Consider the following 16,562-nt stretch of genomic DNA (forward strand, 5'->3'; position numbering starts at 1 on the left):
TGGGCCCGTCGTCAACTGGTTACTGCGCAATCAGGTGGTCAGGTGCGTGCCGGCTGGCACTCAGGCCCGCACGGTGTGGGGAGGGGCAGGCCCCGCCGCGGCCCGGAGACGGCATGTCGGTGGTCCCGTAGACGAGTGTGACGCTCACCGGGCCGGTGACGGGTCGAAAGTGAGCCGACCGGTCATCGGCGAGTGGATCCGCCCGACACTTTCCCCCGTGTGTCATGCGGGTGCGCGCCCGGCGCGGACGTGGCGACAGCTCGTCCGCGCCGGTGTGGATTCCGTGAACCACGGTCGGTCCGGCCACGAGCGATGCGGCGAACGGTGTGAGGTCATGCCGGCGGCGCTCGTTCTGGAGATGTTGGCCAAGGACACCGCAGCGCGCGCACCCTCCTCCCCTACGGCCGCTTCGCCAGATTCCAGTGGCCAGGAACGGCGGAAGCCCTCCCAGCCTGCCGCCTCCACCACGGCCCAGGCCCAGCAGTCCGAAGCGCCCATGGCCGACGAGCAGGGCAGCCAGTCAACGGAACCGGGCAAGAAGGCCGCGCGAGACCAGCAAAAGGCTGCCGAGGAACAGCGGAAATCTGCCGAAGAAACCGGGAAGCAGCAGGAGAAGGCAGCGAAGAAGGCTGCGGAGCAAGAAAGCTGACGGTGCACTGCGTTACACCGACCCTTTTTCGGCTTGATAAGGTCTGACGCTCTGTCCCCAGCGGTCGCAGAACTCCAGGCGGCCCGTTCTCAAAACGGCCGTGAACGACTCAACCGGGGCCAAGTCCTTTGAGGGGGCGGCATATTGCGCCCGATTCGTGAATTCGGCGCGCACGCAATGTGCCGCTCCCTGTCGCTGATCGCCGAGAAGATCACCGGACTCATGTAACGCGCGGGCCGCTCTCCGACGCAGAAGACAGTACGGGCCGTGCCCCGTACTCGAACCACGGCTGTTGCCCCACGCGGCAGCAGAGCGTGGTTCGTCTCTGTATCCGAGGCGTGAATGCGCCGGATTGGTATCCCCCCATGAGTGACTTCGACCCCTACTCCCGGCAGCCGCACAACGGCCCGGACCCGTACGGACACGGACCTGCCCCCACTCCTGGCCACGGGCCCCACCCCGCGGCCGCCCCGGCTCCGCAGCCGGCCTACCCCGCCGGTCCCGCCCGCCGTGAACGTCCCCGGGACGGTTCAGGGCAGCGCCACGCCGCCCTGCTGATCCAGTCGATCGGCGATGTCGCGGCCGCGTTCCTCGGCCTGTGGATCCTGCTGTACCTCCTCGACGCCAACCGCGCGAACCCGTTCGTCGGATTCGTGCAGGGCACGGCCGAGTGGTTCGGCTGGTGGGCCCAGGACATCTTCACGATGGACGTGGAAGGGCTGCGCGTTCTCCTCAACTACGGCCTGCCCGCTGTGATCTACCTGGCACTTGGGCACGGCATCGCGACCTGGATGCGCCGCCTCTGATTCACAGGGAAAAATGCGCCGAGGACGCCACTTCGACCTGCAATATGGAGACCCGAAGCAGATTTTGCGGCCGCCGATCGGACTGCCTCTTCCCCCCTCCACCGGGCTCCATTCACACAGGTCGTTTGCGGCGTCCTCGCGCGCGTGCGCAACGAGGCAGAGGTCCGCCTGGACGGCAAACGCCCCGTCCGCACCGCCGTGCGCCCCGGCGACGAGGTGACCCTGACGTACTGGAAGGGCAATATCCGGACCGTCGCGCACGGGGCCGCCGTCCAGGAGACCTGGGACTCTCCGTCCAGGAACTGGCGACTGCCGGCGGCGTTCGGCTTCCTCCTCCTGCCCCTCGGACTGCTCCTGCTCGGACTGGCCCGGCGGGGCAAATACCGCTACCCGTACGCGAAGAGCATCGTCTCCGGGCCGATGGCTGCAGCCTGCCTGGCCGCTCTCTGCGTGGGCGTCACGGGATTCACCGGCAGTACGACGGCCACCGGCCTGCGGCAGGCCCTGCTCGTCACGGCGGCGAGCATCCCGCCCTTTCTGCTGATCTCCCTGCTGTTCGCCGGGTGGCTGGTACGGCGCGCACGGCGCGATGCGGGCACCCGGGACGTGGTGCCCGCAGAGCCGACGGGACGGCAGGTCGTACGTGCGACCCTGCTCGGCGAAGTCCCGTACAGCATCCCCGGGTTCGGACTCCTCGTCCTGGGCGACGGACCTCCGACGGCCACATCCGACCCGGCCGGCTGGGACGACCCGAACGCCCCAACGGCCCGCAGCTGCCCGGCAGATGCTGCCGTCGCCTCACCGCGCACCCGCCGCCGATCCCACCTGAATCGCACGCGCCGACTCCCTTTGTCAGTACCTGATGCCAAGCTGGCTGCCGGAGTCCGAATAGCTCTCTGGGGGACGAAGAAACATGACCGCAGCCGACCTCGGTCCGCTGGACATCACCCGCCGCAGTGCCGACGAACCAATACGCATCAACGGAGACACCATCGGCAAGCTGGGCGCGTTCTGGAGCTGGGCATGCTCTGACCTGGCCAACAACACCATGCGCGGCATCCTCGCCGAGTACCTCGTGGCCACCGCCCTGGGCGCGGAGACCGGTACGCGTACCGAATGGGACATCGTCGACATCCGCACGCCCGAGGGGTGGCGCGTCGAGGTCAAGTCGGCGGCGTACCTGCAGTCGTGGAGGCAGAGGCGGCTCTCGGAGATCTCGTTCTCCATCGCGCCGGCCGCCGGCTGGGACAACCAGACCGGCAAGACCTCGACCGAAGTGCTGCGGCGCTCCGACGTGTACGTGTTCTGCCTGCTGCACCACCAGCACAAGCAGACGCTCGATCCCCTGAACCTCGACCAGTGGACCTTTTACGTCCTGTCCACCCGGACCCTCGACGAGAAGTGCCCGAGCCAGAAGCGCATCGGCCTGGCCAGCCTCAAGCACCTCGATCCGGCGGAGACCGACTTCACCGGCCTGCGAAACACAGTCGCGTTGTACGTCGAGGAAACGTTCGGGGCCAGTGGAGGGACCACCGGCAGTCCTGGAAGGAGAGAGCCTTCATCACCCTGCTGACGACGCAGGCGGACCGGAAACGCCCTTAAGGGCCCGTGTGCGCGTGCGGGGCATGCACCTTGCCCGCCTTCCGGCCTTTCTCCACGACCACGAACTGCCCCATCATCCCCAGATCCTCGTGGAACAGGAGATGGCAGTGGTACATGTACGGAGTGTCCGGGTCCGCCGGCCCGTCGAAGCGCATCGCCAGCTTCACCGTCGTGTTCCCCGGGACGAAGACCGTGTCCTTCGCGCCGCGCAACTCGGCCGGCGGTTCCTTGCCGTCCACCTCCAGCACGCGAAATTGCACATCGTGGATGTGGAAGTTGTGGGGCGTGCTGTGCTCGTTGCGTACGGTCCAGGTCTCCGCGGTGCCTCGGGTGACGGTCTCGTCGATCCGGCCCATCTCCATCTTCTTGCCGTTGATGCCGGAGGTGAGCAGGCCGAAGAACCGTCCGCGCACGGAGTCCGACCCGTCCGGAACCTCCAGTTCGCCCAGGGCGGCGGGTAGTTCGGGAGAGTCCCGCAGCGTCTTCTTCGCCCGCAACTGCAGTACGTCGAAGGAGTCGTCACCGCCCGCGAAGCGCGTCGACCAGGAGTCCGCGTAGGAGTCGTTCGGGAAGCTGCGCAGAGTGGTCCTCTCGCCCGGCTTCATCCGCACCACGATCTCCGCTCGCTCACCCGGCGACATCCGGATCCGGTCCATCCGGGTCGCCTTCTCCAGCAGGCCGCCGTCCGTCCCGATCAGCGCGAAGTCCCGGGCGTCGGAGAATCCGAAGTCGTATATGCGCGCGGTCGAGGCGTTGAGGAGCCGCAGCCGTACGAGCTCGTCGCCGACCTCCTTGTACGGATCGAGGGTGCCGTTGACCATCGTCCGGTTCCCGAGGAACCCGGTGTCCGACATCAGCTTGTGGCCGTGGTCAAACTCTGCCCCGTCGAACTTCACGTCCTGGACGATGACCGGCAGATCGTCGACACCGTACTTCTTCGGCAGCGCCAGACGGCCGGACTTCTCGTCGTCGAGGAGGAACATCCCGGCGAGCCCCCGCTGCACATGCTTCTCCGTCTTGCCGTGCGGATGCGGGTGGTACCAGAGGGTCGCGGCCGGCTGGTTCACGGTCCAGTGCGGCGTCCAGGTCGCGCCGGGGGCCACCATCTGGTGTGGGCCGCCGTCCATTTCTGCGGGCAGGTGCATTCCGTGCCAATGCACGGTGGACTCCTCGCCCAGGGAATTCTTGATCTTCGCCTGGACCTTCTCTCCGCGCGCAGCACGGAGCGTGGGCCCGAGGTAGTCCCCGTTGAAGCCCCAGGTCGACGTCTTCTGCCCGGCCCGGAACTCCTTCTTCCCAGCCCTCATCGTCAGATCGAAGACGCGGGTCCCATCGCGCTTCACCACTGATTTCGCGAGCGGCGGCACTTTCAGCTCGTTGTTGAAGTCGGTTGAACCCACAGTGGACACCTTGGCGTCGGAGTACAGCCACAGGAACCCGCCGCCGAGCGCGAGGCAGATGGCGACGACCATCGTCGTGAGGAGAATGAGGACGCGCTTCAGACGAGACATGCCTCCAGCGTCCCGGCGGGCCCCCGCAACGACATCAGGGAAGAGCCCCGATCCGACCCCGAATCAATTCCCATGTCCCTTAAGGGTTTCCCTGGTTCGACCTGGGGCTGACGAAAAGCACCGGGCACCGGCAGCAGTCGGCGCAGCAGGCGTGGTCGCATCGGAGGGCGCATGCCGGCCCCGGACGTGATCCGAGCCCAGATTCGCGAGCTCTCCGGGTACCTCAATGCCCTGCGCACGACGATCGCGACACGTGAACGCAGCCCTGCCGACCCATGAGGGCCACCGAATCTACGGAGCAGCGGCCACACTGGTGAGCACCAGGGACGGTGGCTCGTCCGGGGCGCGGAACTCCACCGTCGACTCCCCGCTCGGGTAAAGCTGGACGCCCGTGACCTTGCGGCGTCCGCCGTCCTTGATGTCCAGCATGATGAAGTCGCTCGACGCGCTGTCGACGTACTCCCACCGGCCGCTGAAATCACCGGGACTTGAGGACCCGTCAGTCGACACGTCGGTGGCCGAGAACGTCCCGTCGGAACCGAGCGTGATCTCGCCGCCGGTCTCTTCGTTGCGGTACACGCCGGGCAGTTCGTCGGGGTCGAGCGAGTCCGTACACCCTGAGGTGAGTACCGCAGAAGCGGTCAGTGCGGCGACGAGCCACCGTCGCCCTGTCCCCTGATCTTCACTGCCCTGGTACTCCAGCCGTAGATCGTGATTTTCATGCCGTGGCTGCCTGGCACCGATAGTGACAGGTGCAGGTCGGGCTGCCTGGCGACGGCGCCAGGGTGGACCAGGCGAGACGGTGTGCGGTGTCGAGCCTCGGCAGTGGCGCTTCGACCTCCGTGGGCTCGACGTCCACGAGTGGCCCCACCGAATGGGCCATCGCCGGCGCCGACAGGCGTTCGACGACGGTCCGCGGTGGCCCCACCCTGTGACCTCGCCCGCAGGCCAGCGGCGGTGGGGCCGCTTCGAGCGATCACGTGCTGCTCACCGTGGAGCTGGGCCAGGTGACCAGTCTGGGGCCAGGTGACCAATGACGAGGGGGCCGGAAACGACGTCCGCGCCACCTCCGCTACGACGCCGTCCGGGATCGCTAGTCTGCCCCCGACCCCTCACCCCTCCCAGCTGTTGTCCGGAGGCACCATGCTCGACCACCTCTCCATCCAGGTCGCCGACCCGGACGCCTCGGCGGCGCTCTACACCGCGGCCCTGGCTCCGCTCGGGGTCCGGGAGACGATGCGCTACGAGCGCGACGGTGCGCCCGTGATCGGCCTGTCCGGCCCGGACGGGGCCCCGCACTTCTGGCTTGGGCAGGCCGGCGGGGCCGGCAACCGCGAGGTGCACATCGCGTTCACGGCGGCGAGCAGGGAGCTGGTGGACGAGGTGCATCGGGCCGCCGTCGCCGCGGGGGCGGAGATTCTGCATGAGCCGCGGGTGTGGCCCGAGTACCACCCCACCTACTACGGAGTCTTCTTCCGCGACCTCGACGGCAACAACGTCGAGGCCGTCAACCACGGCTTTCCGGCGGCCTAATACTCCAACCGACAGACCGTCACCTTCATGCCGTGGCTGCCGGCGCCGATAGCGACAGGTGCAGGACCGGGCTTGGTGGCGACGGCGCCAGGGGGACCAGGTGAGACGGTGTGCGGTGTGCGGTGTGCGGTGTCGAGCGTCGGCCGACCTACGCCTCCGTGAACGCGTCCTCGACCTGATCCAGCCGGTCCGTCCACCAGTGCAGCAGCGCCTCGCCGGCCGTGAACAGCTCGTCGCACGAGTGATCACCGCTCCGTATGACAGGTCGGCATCGTCCGCGGACGGCCCAGGCCCGGGTTCCCGTACCCCGGCCTGGGCCCTCCCGTTTCCGGGATCCGCGCTCCTAGCCGACGTCAGGGAGCGGCTGAGGCGTTATCGGCGGGTGTCCCTGGAGGCTGCTGCCCAGGTGGGGCTGACCCTCGGTCGACAGCAGGTAGGACGTCGGGGTCAGGCTGCGCGCTCCGGTGGCCGTGAGGGTGATGTCCGATCCGAGGAGCGTGGTGAGCGCGCCGCTCTCACCGTCCTCGCCCAGCGCCGCGACGGTGAGGTCCTTCCGGCCGTCACCGTTGAGGTCGCTGAGCAGCAGTCGGGAGCCGAAACCGTCGCCGGCCTCGTTCTCGCCGGGCACGCCCTCGGTGCCCTGGTCGAATACCTGGCGGTTGGTCGTCGTGAGCCCGATGGAGCCGCCGTACATGACGGTCACGTGCCCGGCGTCGGCGACGGTGTCAGTGTCAGTGTCCTCGTTGGGGTCGCCGACGGCGAGGTCGTCGTGACCGTCGCCGTTGATGTCACCCGCGGCGAGTCCGGCGCCGAACTGGTCGTACAGGTCGCCGTCGCCCGGGGTGTCGAAGTCGTCCTGGGTGAGGGTGTACCTCTCGACGTCGTCCACCGTCCAGGTGGGGTCGGTCTGGGAGACGGGGCGGCCCGGGACGTAGGTGATCTCGCCACCGTGCTCGCCCTCACGGCCGAGGACGATGTCCCCGTAGCCGTCGTTGTCGAAGTCCCCGAAGACCGAGGAGTAGCCACCGCGGTAACCGACCTGCAGAGGCGAGGAGTTGAGGCCCAGCGTGCTTGCGTCACCCCCGCTCCGATAGAGCTGGGAGTGGTTGAACAGCAGGTCGTCCGCGCCGTCGCCGGTGACGTCACCGGACGTGAGGGCGACGACCTCGCCTCCCCAGGCGTTCAGGTTGCCCAGCGGGTAAGTACCGCTGTCGGCACCGTCGTTGGCGATGCCGCCCGCGTACAGCCAAGCCTGGGCCGAGGTGTTGCCGGCGGCCAGGTCGTCCTTGCCGTCGCCGTTGAAGTCACCCGCGGCGAGGGTCCGCCCGTGGGCGTCCTGATCGGAGCTCGTGGGATCGGCGAGTGTGGCGCTGCCCCGCAGGCCGTCCCGGGAGCCCCACAGGATCTGGACGAGGCCGGCGTCCTGATCGTCGCCGACGTCCTCTCCTGGGGCACCGGTGGCGAGATCGTCGAAGCCGTCGTGGTTGAAGTCGGCGATGGCCACGGAGAATCCGAAGTGGTCACCGGCCGCCGCCTGCCCACCGACGCCTTTGGAGTTCTGGGTGAAAGTGACCCGCTCGTCCTGGCCCGCGCCCGCGCCCGCGGCGGAGCCGTACGCGACGGTGACGGCCCCGGCACCCGCCAGACCGTCGACCGGGGCGTCGGGGGCGGAGGCGGCGAGGTCGATGTAGCCGTCGCCGTTGAAGTCCCCGTCGCGGCCGGACACCGAGGCGCGGTCGCCGGTCGCCGCGAAGGCGCTGCCCGCGAGAGCGGGGACCAGCAGGCCGCCCGTCAGGGCAGCGAGAGCGATGGCCGTTGCCATGCGGTGGTTACGTCTCGACGAGGGCTGTCTTCCCTCTTCAAATATCACGCAATGTCTCCCGATGTGAAAACGCGTCGGCCCCCCGGTCGGGGAGCCGTGAACCTGTCGTGGGGGGAGAACGAACGTCAAACGTGGGGGGAGAGAACGAACATCACTACAGACATCCGTCCGGCCGACTGTCGATCATGACTGAGCCGGCGCGCAACAATAACCGGTTTCGCCGACACTCATGCCCCAGAAGTCACGGGCGTTCATCACAGAACTGTCGGTTGGCCAGGCCCAGTTCAGACGTCGCCTCGTCCGTGCCCGGCAAGAGGGCACGACCTCGAGGTCGGCAGTGCCCAGCGAGGCTTCTAGCATCTCCAGCATGTCCATTTACGCAGTACGGATCGATGCTCTCCAAGGAGGCCCCGCGAACCTCGCCCAGTACCGCGGCAAGGCCGTCCTCGTCGTCAACGTGGCCTCCAAGTGCGGTCTCACCCGGCAGTACGCCGAGCTGGAACAGCTCCAGAGGAAGTACGCGGCACGGGGATTCACCGTCCTCGGCGTCCCCTGCAATCAGTTCGCGGAGGAAGAGCCCGGAACGCCCGAGGAGATCGCGGAGTTCTGCTCGTCCACGTACGGGGTCACGTTCCCGCTGACCGAGAAGGTCGAGGTGAACGGACCCCGGCGGCACCAGCTGTACGCGAAGCTCGTACGCGCAGCAGATGCGGACGGCCACAAGGGCGACATCCGCTGGAACTTCGAAAAGTTCCTCCTCGCCCCCGACGGCACCGTCGCCGCCCGCTTCTCCCCGCAGACCACCCCGGACTCGTACGAGATCGTGGAGGCGCTGGAGGAGATCCTGCCCGCCTGACCCGCTCGGCCGGCTCCCCCTGCTTCCGTGCCTGGAGCTGGGCGCCTGCCCCTGTCCCGTCCCCGCCACTGCCACTGCCACTGCCGTCGCTGGACTGCAGACGCCGCCAACTTTTCTGCCCTGCAGGCGATTTGGGATGTACGTGAGCGACAGGGGACTCGGGGGAGGAGGAGTCGCTCGCCCTCAGCATCAGCAGGTACGTGCGCACCCTGGAGGGCGGACGCCCTCCTCGTGTTGCGGTCGAACAGCGGTTCTGGTCGAGTGGAGTAGCAGGGATGCGTGCCGATGGAGGGGTTCCCGCCAGGCGCGGGCTCCGGATGGTGGCGTCGCTCCCTCAGCCTCGATCCGGAAGTGCGCGACATGCGAACTACTCCCTCCCGACGTCTGTGCGCAGCTGCACTGCTGGTGGCGTCCGTACTCACTCCGGTGATGGCGACTCCTGCCACCGCCGACATCGCGCCCCACGTCGCGGGCGCCGACCGGCAGGGCCAGGACGAGTGCCCACCGGGCCAGCTCGGCCGCGACCTGACCGCTCGGCTGGACAAGGCCATCGAGGACGTCCGCCGCGAGGCCGACATCCCCGGTGTCGCCGTCGGACTGTGGATGCCGGGCAAGGGCTGCTACGTCCGCGCCACCGGGCTCGCCGACAAGGCGGACCGCGAGCCGATGACCACCGATCTGTACACACGGATCGGCAGTGAGACCAAGACCTTCACGGTCACCGCGCTGCTCGAGCTCGTCGACGACCGGCGGATCCAGCTCGACGACCCGATCTCCCGGTACGTCGACGGGGTGCCGAACGGCGACCGGATCACGCTGCGCCACCTCGCCGAGATGCGCAGCGGACTGTTCCCGTACACCGAGGACCCGGGTTTCGTGCGCGGTGTGCTGAGCGACCCGAGCCGCTCCTACACGCCGCAGGAAGTGCTCGCGTACGGCTTCAAGCACAAGAACACCTCCGCGCCGGGCAAGCAGTTCCAGTACTCCAACACCAACCTGGTCCTCCTCGGGCTCGTGATCGAGAAGGTCAGCGCCAAGCCTGCCGCCGACTTCATCCGGGAGCGAGTGATCCGCCCGGCCGGCCTCGACCACACGGTGTTTCCCAGCGGCTCCGAGTTCCCCGATCCGCATGCGCGCGGCTACACCAACCAGACGACGAGCGGCAAGATCGAGGACTCCACCGACTGGAACCCCAGCTGGGCCTGGACGGCCGGGGCGATGATCTCGAACCTGCACGACCTGCACCGCTGGGCCAAGGTCGTCGCCACCGGGGAGCTGCTCAGCCCGCAGACCCAGAAGCAGCGGCTTCGGACGCTGCCGACGGGTTTCCCCGGCACGAGCTACGGCCTCGGCATCTTCGAGAGCGACGGCTGGATCGGGCACAACGGCTCCATCCCGGGCTACGAGAGCGTGACGGTCTACCTCCCTTCACAGAAGGCGACGTTGGTGGTGCTGCTCAACACCGACGTCACCCATGAAGGCCAGGAGCCGTCCTCGCTGGTCGCCCGAGCGATCACCGAGATCGTCACCCCCGACAACGTCTATGACCGCGCGGTCCCTCCGCGCTAGAGCATGGGCGCACACTTCACTCCAACTCCCCCTCTCTCATTGGGTGTTCATTGGGTGCTCAGGCGATGGCGTAGTCACCCAGGGCCGGTTCCAGCAGGTCGAAGGCCGTGGTCGCTTCTCTCGTGATGGTTGCGGTGATCTCCGCGTCGGGGTTTTCAGCGAGGGTCAGGTCCTGGATGCGCTGAAACAGGATGCGGTGGACCGCACCGAGGAGTCCGGCGGCGGTCTGGACCGAGATGTCCTCCGGCGGTACGCCGACGGCTTCGGCGAGGGCTTCGGCGAGGGCGTGTTCGCGCTGGTCGTGGAGGCCGCGGAGGCAGGCGGACAGGGTGGGGCTGTCGGCGATCATGCGGGCGAACTCGGGCCCGGAGAAGCCGGCGACGGGGTCTGCAGCCGTGGCGGCTTCGGCGAAGGCCCGACGAAGGGCGGCGAGGGCGGACTCGCCGGGCTGTCTTTCGCTCACCATCCGGGCCAGCGACTCGACGAAAGCGTCCTGGTGGTCCAGGGCCAAGTCCTCTTTGCGGGCGAAGTAGTTGGTGACCGTCTTCTTGGCGACGCGCGCGGCGATGGCGATCTCCGCGACGGTGGTCCGCTCGAAGCCCTGGGCGATGAACAGGCGGGTGGCGTGGTCGGAGATGAGCTGCCGGGTCTCCTGCTTCTTGGCTTCGCGCAGGCCGGTCGGCTGTGCGGACGATGCGGAAGGTGCGGACTGCGTGGACGGTGCGGTGTCGGTAGCCATGGAGCAATCTTACCCCCGTCGCATTTTTACGTTGACACCCATGAACCTCTCGGGCTAACTTTACTCCCGTTGTAAGTTTGCGACGACAGGACGAAGAGGAGGATCCATGCGCGAACTCCCCGCCCGCACCACGGTCATCAGCCTCACCGGCGATCTCTGCGAGGCCCCGGCTGGACGGGACGGCAGCAGCTCCGCGCCGGGCGCGACGCCGATTCCCGGCCTGGCCGGGATGCCGATGCCGATCCCGAAGCCGCCGCCGACCCCGACCCCGGCATCGAGGGGCCGTGATCGGCGGCAGCTCTCCCGGGCAGCAGCCGCTCGCCCCCGGCGGATCACCCCGGCGGCCCGCAACCTGCCGCGTCGCAGCGGTTATTGACCCCGCCGCCCCCGACGCTCACGTCCGACCGCCTCGCCCCCTCGGGCACCTCGCCCACTTCGCCTTCCTGGGACGTCTGGGATGTCTGGGACGCCTGGGACGTCTGGCTCCGCGAGTCCAATCCATCCGCTGGCCATGAGGAGAACCTCTTGCAGATCACCACGTCCACCGTCTCCCTCACCGTCGACGACGTCGCCGCGTCCCAGCGGTTCTTCACCACCCACCTCGGCTACGTCGAGCAGGCCGCCGCCGAGGGGTTCGCCTCCCTCTCGCGCGACGACGCGGCGGTCGACATCGTCCTGCTCGCACGCGGCAACGAAGTGCTGCCCGCCGACCAGCGCGACCAGCGGGCCTCTGGCCTGATCCTCGCCTTCACCACGACCGGCATCCACGACGAGGAGAAGCGGCTGCGCGGCGAGGGCGTGCAGATCACCATGCCGATGCGCGAAGAGCCCTGGGGCGAGCGCCTGTTCCAGATAACCGACCCCAACGGCGTCGTCGTCCAGTTCGTCGAGTGGGTCACCCCCACCGACGCCCAGTACGCCTGACGGCAACCACCCGGCCATGCCACAACCCGGCCAGACCGCTGGTGGCGGTAGGCGGAGGCGAGCGCGTCGGCCCAACTGCCGGTCAGCGGTAGGCGCATACGGGATTCGGAGGTGCGCGCGTGGTGGTGGGAGGCGGCTTCCTGGCGTCGGCGTCTGCTTACCCAGCTCGCCCGTCTCGGTCTGGCGCCCACTGAGTACGACCCGGGTGGCCGGCTCCGTCGTGGCCAGGGCGTAAGCGATCGACCGGCCCAGCACACCGTGCCATGGCCCGGTGGCGAGCAGCCGTTCCTTGCTGCTGCTCGCGTTCTGTCCTCGCGGGCCGAATGATCCCCCGAACTTGATCACTCACGAGCCAAAACCCGTAGGTGGGGCGGAACTTGGCCTGATTGCGCTCGCCGCCGAGCGGACGTCGCGCGCAGTGTGCGGTCGCGCCCGCCCGAGGCCCCCTTCGTCAGGAAGTGAAGCAATTGCCGAAGCCACCGAAACCGAAACCGGAACCCGAACCCGGGCCCGGATCCGGCCGCGAACCCGGGCCCGGACCGCGGTCCACGCCGAAGCAGGCAAGCGAGCTGCAGGACGTCTACGAATTTCTCGACGCGATCCGACTACGGCCGGGGATGTGGTTGCGCGGATGCTCGTTGCTGCATCTCGAATCGATGCTGGTCGGCTACCGGCTCGCTCTGAACCTTCACGGTGCGGGCGATGACTGGCCCTTCTGGAGCCCTGGTGACCAAGGGCGCTTCGCCGCATGGCTGGGGCGGCGCTCGGGTCAGCACAGCTCGTTGGGCTGGGCCATGGAGATCGAGCGGGAGGCGGAGGCGTCCGGCCGGGAGCCCGTCGACCTGTTCTTCTGCCTCTTCGACGAGTACCGGGCGGCGGTTGGGCGACCCGCCGCCGGTCCCACGTCACAGGGCTGAACAGCCTTGTGCAGTACGGCTGTTGTCAGGGGCGCCAGTCGAAGGGGAAGTGCTTGCTGGAGCCGCCCCGGTACGGGTGGGAGAAGTCGAAGCCCTCTGCATGGTCGCCGTCGACGACTCCCCAGGTGGCGATCTGGCCGGGGCCGACCTCCGCGCCGGGTGCGTTGACGAGTTGGACGCGGTGGGCGGGGTCGGATGTGGGGCCGGTGAGTGCGGTGGCGCCGACGGCCACCTTGTCGGCGACGTCGGCCCGCCAGTACGCGAGGTCCTCGGCGGCGTCGAAGCGGATGGGGGCGTACCGGACTTCGCGGAGGTCGCTGATGAGCGAGCCGAACTGGCCGGGCCAGCCGCCGGCGCGACCGGCGAAGATCTGCTCCAGGGCGTCGCGTTGGGCCTGGTCGCCCTTGGAGTCGATGTAGAACATGGCCTTCATCGTCGCGTCGGGGTCCCCGATCCACATGTTCCCGGTGAACTCGCCCAGCGCGACCACGCCCAGGCCGTCGAGGCGTACGTCGCCGAAGTGCCCCTCATGCACCTGCCATACGAGGGTGAAGAGGCAGTCCCCGTGTGTCGGGGCCTGGGCGAAGGTGCAGGGGCAGGGCAGTGCGCAGCTGCACACGTCGAACCACTCGCCCCGCAGGTGCCAGTCGGGGGTCGCGTTCTCACCGGTCTCACCGGTCTTGCCGACCTCGGTGTTCTCGCCGATCTCGGTGTTCTCGCCGATCTCGCCGATCTCAGCGTTCTCGCCGGGGCGGGCGATGGTGCGGATGTCACTGGCGGGGATGGGCTCCGCCGCTGCCGACCTTGCCGATGCAGTGCACATAGTGGCCTCCTCGTGATCCATGACAGCGATGACCAGTGATACCCCCAGGGGGTATCGCCGGGCGATGAGGAGAGATTAGGCGGGCTCAATGCTGGGCGTCAAGTACCCCCCTGGGGTATAAGCCGAGGGGTGGAGGCTTCGTGGGCCGCCACCCCTCGGTCTTTCTGCTCCTCCGGCGCGACGCCATATCCGGAGCGGTCCGGAGCGGTCCGGGTCAGCCCGGATCAATCAGTCCTGGTCAGCCCGGACCAGCCCGGACCAGCCCGGGTCAGTCCTTGCCGAGCAGGTCGTTCATCCTGGCGATCTCGGCGCTCTGGGACTTGATGATGGCGTCGGCCATCTTCTTGGCGTCAGGGAAGGAACCGTCGGCCTTCTCCGTCTTCGCCATGGTCACCGCGCCCTCGTGGTGCTTGATCATCAGCTCCATGAAGGCGGTGTCGAAGGCCTTGCCGGACGCCTTCTCCAGCTTGCCCATCTCCTCGGGCGTCATCATCCCGCCCATGCCGTGCGCGGAGTGGTCCATGGCGCCGTCCTTCGGCACCTCCTCACCCCACTTGGTCAGCCACCCGGACAGGGTCTTGATCTCCGGGTCCTGGGCCTTCTCGATCTCCTCGGCGAGCTTCTTCACGTCGTCCGACCCGGCGCGGGACTCGGCGAGGTCGGCCATCTCCACGGCCTGGCGGTGGTGGGGGATCATCCCCTGGGCGAAGGCGACGTCGGCGGCGTTGTGCTCGCCCTGCTTGGCCGGCGAGGACGCGGCCGGAGACTTCGAGGCCGAGCCGTGGCCGTCGTGCGCGGCGGCGTCGCCGTCGCCGCTCGAGCCGCAGGCGGCCAGAACGAGCGCGGCCGCACCTGCGGCGGCGACGGCGGCGGCACGGCGGATGCGGGAACGGTTCCTGCTCATGGTGATGCAACTCCTTGGTACGCAGCCCTAGTTGGCATGCGTTGTCCGTACGGAAGGAATGAGGGCGTTTCTCCGAGCACGGCGGCGCGCACGCCTCACTGGCTCGTGGCTCAAGGCCCGAGCGAGCGACAGGTGGGGCAGCGCCGTGCGGGGCGCTCTAAATCCGCAGGAGTTGGAGTTCGGCCAGGTCGGGCGGCGCCCGCTGGCTCTCGGTCGAGCGCACCGCGCTGAGCGGCGGTACGGCGATCGCGGACGCAGCGTCCATGGCGGCCGCGAGGGCCGGAGGCGCGTACGGGGCGCCGATCCCTGACGCCGCGCAGGTCGCGTCCGCGTGGTCCGCGTGGCCCGAGCCCCCGGCGTCGTGCGCGCAGCCCGCGGCCTCTTGAGCGGCGGCTGCGCGGTGCTCGCCGGGCTCGCGGGCCGTGGACGTACCGTGCGCGCCGGGGGCGCTGTGCGAAGCGGGGGCGCTGTGCGAAGCGGGGGCGCTGTGCGAAGCGGGGGTGGCGTGCGAAGCGGGGGTGGCGTGCGAACCGACCTCGCCGTGTGCGCCGGTGGCCTCTGCGGGGGCCGTACGGGGTGCCGGGCCGGGGCCCAGGCCGTGCATCGCGAGGACACCCGTCAGCACCGCGAGCACCAGCAGCAGAAGGCCGCGCCCAGGGCGACGGCTCGTCGGCTGCACGGCAGAGGTCATGCGCTCATCGTACGGTCGGGGCTCGATCGCCTCTTCTTGCGGTACGGGATACGGGCCACCGGGGGGTACGGAGGCACGGAGGCGCGGGCGAACGCCCCAGACCCCACACCTCACGCCCCACGCCCCACGCCGCCCCCACGCCGCCCCGCACCCTCGACACTCACCGCGGAACCGCATGTCCGCAAGGTTCCGCGCGGTCCGTGAAGTCCACGCCGGTCTCGGCCCGCATCGCCCCGAAGAATCCGCGGCCCTGCGCCGACTGTCGGGATGTTCCCCAGCTGTAGCCCGGGGCGCAGGCCAGGAGCAGGGAGAGGGCCTCGCGGCCGACGCCGCGGCCCTGCCAGTGGGTGGCCACCGCGATGTTGCTGATGAAACCGGACCGGCAGACGGCACAGAGCCGGTAGTCAAGATGCCCGACGAGCTGATCGTCGGGGCCGACGGCCACCAGTACGCGTACGTCCGTCGGGGCCGTCAAAGCCGCCGGTGCCGCCGGGGGCTTCGGGCGGGTCGGGGCGGTCGGGGCCGTGAAGCGGAAGCGCACCGCCCCTCCTTCAGGGGTGGGGCGGCGGCGCATCCGCTTCAGTAGGCCGCTCATCTCACGGGTTTGTGCGAGCCACGCGAGTCGGCCTTGGCGGCCTTGTCGGCCTTGTCAGGCTTGTCGGACCTGTCGGGCTTTCGGAAGGCCCAGTCCATCTTGGGCTCCATGGCCCAGCGGAACATGCGTTGGACCGGTGGGGTGCACAGGGCCGTGATGAGGGCGGCGGCGAAGACGGTGACGCCGATCGCGCCGAGCGGCGTGTGGACCCAGTCGACCTCGTACCAGTCCCAGAAGCGGGAGCCCTTGGCGAGGAAGCCGTGCAGCAGATAGCCGTAGAGGGTGCCCGCACCGAGGGCCGTGACCCACATGTGGCGGCCCGGGACCCAGGCGAAGAAGCACGCCACCAGGATCAGCGAGCAGGCGAACATGCCGAGGGTCATGGGGAGGCCGACCCAGCCGGGCACGCCGAGTTCCTGCGCGCTGTCGCGGCGGTAGAACCAGGCGGCGTTCATGCGGGGCGCCGCCCAGTACGCGAAGACCAGGGCCGCGGCGAAGACCGGCACGGCGATGATGCGGGCCTCGCGGCGGCGGACCAGGCGGAAGTGCTCCGGCTTCAGGCAGAGGCCGAGCACGAAGAACGGCAGGAACTGCAGGACGCGTTGGAGGTCGAGGTCGTCG

The 16,562-nt window shown here is 69.0% G+C and carries 19 protein-coding genes; 9 read left to right on the forward strand and 10 right to left on the reverse strand.

Annotated elements, in window-relative coordinates; all coding sequences use genetic code 11:
* Positions 1 to 334: 334 nt before the first annotated feature.
* The gene (locus tag QIS96_RS36675) at positions 335 to 649 is read left to right on the forward strand and encodes a hypothetical protein (RefSeq protein WP_282547214.1); all 315 of its coding nucleotides are present in this window, start codon (positions 335 to 337) and stop codon (positions 647 to 649) included.
* A gap of 365 nt (positions 650 to 1,014) precedes the next feature.
* On the forward strand, positions 1,015 to 1,455 hold the full coding sequence (locus QIS96_RS36680; RefSeq protein WP_282547215.1) for a hypothetical protein: 441 nt from the start codon (positions 1,015 to 1,017) through the stop codon (positions 1,453 to 1,455).
* A 386-nt stretch (positions 1,456 to 1,841) separates the two neighbouring features.
* Here QIS96_RS36680 and QIS96_RS36685 read toward each other — a convergent pair whose 3' ends face one another.
* Entirely contained in the window at positions 1,842 to 2,132 is a 291-nt protein-coding gene (locus QIS96_RS36685) for a hypothetical protein (protein WP_282547216.1), read from the reverse strand.
* Positions 2,133 to 2,368: 236 nt separating this feature from the next.
* Here QIS96_RS36685 and QIS96_RS36690 point away from each other — a divergent pair, with 236 nt between their 5' ends.
* Positions 2,369 to 3,028, forward strand: coding sequence for a hypothetical protein (locus QIS96_RS36690; RefSeq protein ID WP_282547217.1), 660 nt, complete (start codon positions 2,369 to 2,371; stop codon positions 3,026 to 3,028).
* Positions 3,029 to 3,053: 25 nt separating this feature from the next.
* Here the strand turns inward: QIS96_RS36690 and QIS96_RS36695 are convergent, their stop codons facing one another.
* Together QIS96_RS36695 and QIS96_RS36700 are read right to left on the reverse strand one after the other, a co-directional pair.
* Positions 3,054 to 4,568, reverse strand: a complete 1,515-nt coding sequence (locus QIS96_RS36695; RefSeq protein ID WP_282547218.1) for a multicopper oxidase family protein — start codon at positions 4,566 to 4,568, stop codon at positions 3,054 to 3,056.
* A 291-nt stretch (positions 4,569 to 4,859) separates the two neighbouring features.
* Positions 4,860 to 5,147 carry a hypothetical protein gene (locus tag QIS96_RS36700; RefSeq protein ID WP_282547219.1) on the reverse strand — a complete coding sequence of 96 codons (288 nt, stop codon included), beginning with the start codon at positions 5,145 to 5,147 and terminating at the stop codon, positions 4,860 to 4,862.
* Positions 5,148 to 5,711: 564 nt separating this feature from the next.
* Between QIS96_RS36700 and QIS96_RS36705 the strand changes: the two genes are divergently transcribed.
* Positions 5,712 to 6,101, forward strand: coding sequence for a VOC family protein (locus QIS96_RS36705; RefSeq protein WP_282547220.1), 390 nt, complete (start codon positions 5,712 to 5,714; stop codon positions 6,099 to 6,101).
* A gap of 343 nt (positions 6,102 to 6,444) precedes the next feature.
* Here QIS96_RS36705 and QIS96_RS36710 read toward each other — a convergent pair whose 3' ends face one another.
* Positions 6,445 to 7,923: an FG-GAP repeat protein gene (locus tag QIS96_RS36710; protein WP_282547221.1), complete on the reverse strand. Its 1,479-nt coding sequence runs from the start codon at positions 7,921 to 7,923 to the stop codon at positions 6,445 to 6,447.
* Positions 7,924 to 8,290: 367 nt separating this feature from the next.
* Between QIS96_RS36710 and QIS96_RS36715 the strand changes: the two genes are divergently transcribed.
* Positions 8,291 to 8,779 (forward strand): glutathione peroxidase, encoded by a 489-nt coding sequence (locus tag QIS96_RS36715; protein ID WP_282547222.1) that lies wholly within the window; start codon positions 8,291 to 8,293, stop codon positions 8,777 to 8,779.
* Positions 8,780 to 9,139: 360 nt separating this feature from the next.
* The gene (locus QIS96_RS36720) at positions 9,140 to 10,348 is read left to right on the forward strand and encodes a serine hydrolase domain-containing protein (protein ID WP_282547223.1); all 1,209 of its coding nucleotides are present in this window, start codon (positions 9,140 to 9,142) and stop codon (positions 10,346 to 10,348) included.
* Positions 10,349 to 10,406: 58 nt separating this feature from the next.
* On the opposite strand, the gene QIS96_RS36725 is transcribed toward QIS96_RS36720, so the two are convergent.
* Positions 10,407 to 11,087 (reverse strand): TetR/AcrR family transcriptional regulator, encoded by a 681-nt coding sequence (locus tag QIS96_RS36725; RefSeq protein WP_282547224.1) that lies wholly within the window; start codon positions 11,085 to 11,087, stop codon positions 10,407 to 10,409.
* A gap of 106 nt (positions 11,088 to 11,193) precedes the next feature.
* Between QIS96_RS36725 and QIS96_RS36730 the strand changes: the two genes are divergently transcribed.
* From QIS96_RS36730 to QIS96_RS36740, 3 genes are all read left to right on the forward strand, one after another.
* Positions 11,194 to 11,463, forward strand: coding sequence for a hypothetical protein (locus QIS96_RS36730; RefSeq protein ID WP_282547225.1), 270 nt, complete (start codon positions 11,194 to 11,196; stop codon positions 11,461 to 11,463).
* Positions 11,464 to 11,612: 149 nt separating this feature from the next.
* Complete coding sequence (locus QIS96_RS36735) at positions 11,613 to 12,011, forward strand: VOC family protein (RefSeq protein WP_282547226.1); 399 nt, start codon at positions 11,613 to 11,615, stop codon at positions 12,009 to 12,011.
* A gap of 638 nt (positions 12,012 to 12,649) precedes the next feature.
* Positions 12,650 to 12,928 carry a hypothetical protein gene (locus tag QIS96_RS36740; protein ID WP_282547227.1) on the forward strand — a complete coding sequence of 93 codons (279 nt, stop codon included), beginning with the start codon at positions 12,650 to 12,652 and terminating at the stop codon, positions 12,926 to 12,928.
* A 25-nt stretch (positions 12,929 to 12,953) separates the two neighbouring features.
* On the opposite strand, the gene QIS96_RS36745 is transcribed toward QIS96_RS36740, so the two are convergent.
* From QIS96_RS36745 to QIS96_RS36765, 5 genes are all read right to left on the reverse strand, one after another.
* Positions 12,954 to 13,634 carry a DUF1326 domain-containing protein gene (locus tag QIS96_RS36745; protein WP_349017441.1) on the reverse strand — a complete coding sequence of 227 codons (681 nt, stop codon included), beginning with the start codon at positions 13,632 to 13,634 and terminating at the stop codon, positions 12,954 to 12,956.
* Between the two features lie 385 nt (positions 13,635 to 14,019).
* A complete protein-coding gene (locus QIS96_RS36750) occupies positions 14,020 to 14,655 on the reverse strand; it encodes a DUF305 domain-containing protein (protein ID WP_282547229.1) in 636 nt (211 codons plus the stop codon).
* A gap of 157 nt (positions 14,656 to 14,812) precedes the next feature.
* Positions 14,813 to 15,346: a DUF6153 family protein gene (locus QIS96_RS36755; RefSeq protein ID WP_282547230.1), complete on the reverse strand. Its 534-nt coding sequence runs from the start codon at positions 15,344 to 15,346 to the stop codon at positions 14,813 to 14,815.
* 160 nt (positions 15,347 to 15,506) lie between these two features.
* Positions 15,507 to 15,941 (reverse strand): GNAT family N-acetyltransferase, encoded by a 435-nt coding sequence (locus tag QIS96_RS36760; protein ID WP_282547231.1) that lies wholly within the window; start codon positions 15,939 to 15,941, stop codon positions 15,507 to 15,509.
* On the reverse strand, positions 15,938 to 16,562 hold a 625-nt coding region (locus tag QIS96_RS36765), incomplete at its 5' end, for an acyltransferase family protein (RefSeq protein ID WP_349017440.1). The genes QIS96_RS36765 and QIS96_RS36760, both read right to left, overlap by 4 nt.

Origin of the sequence: Streptomyces cavernicola, from assembly GCF_029968035.1 — a bacterium.
GTDB lineage: Bacteria > Actinomycetota > Actinomycetes > Streptomycetales > Streptomycetaceae > Streptomyces > Streptomyces cavernicola.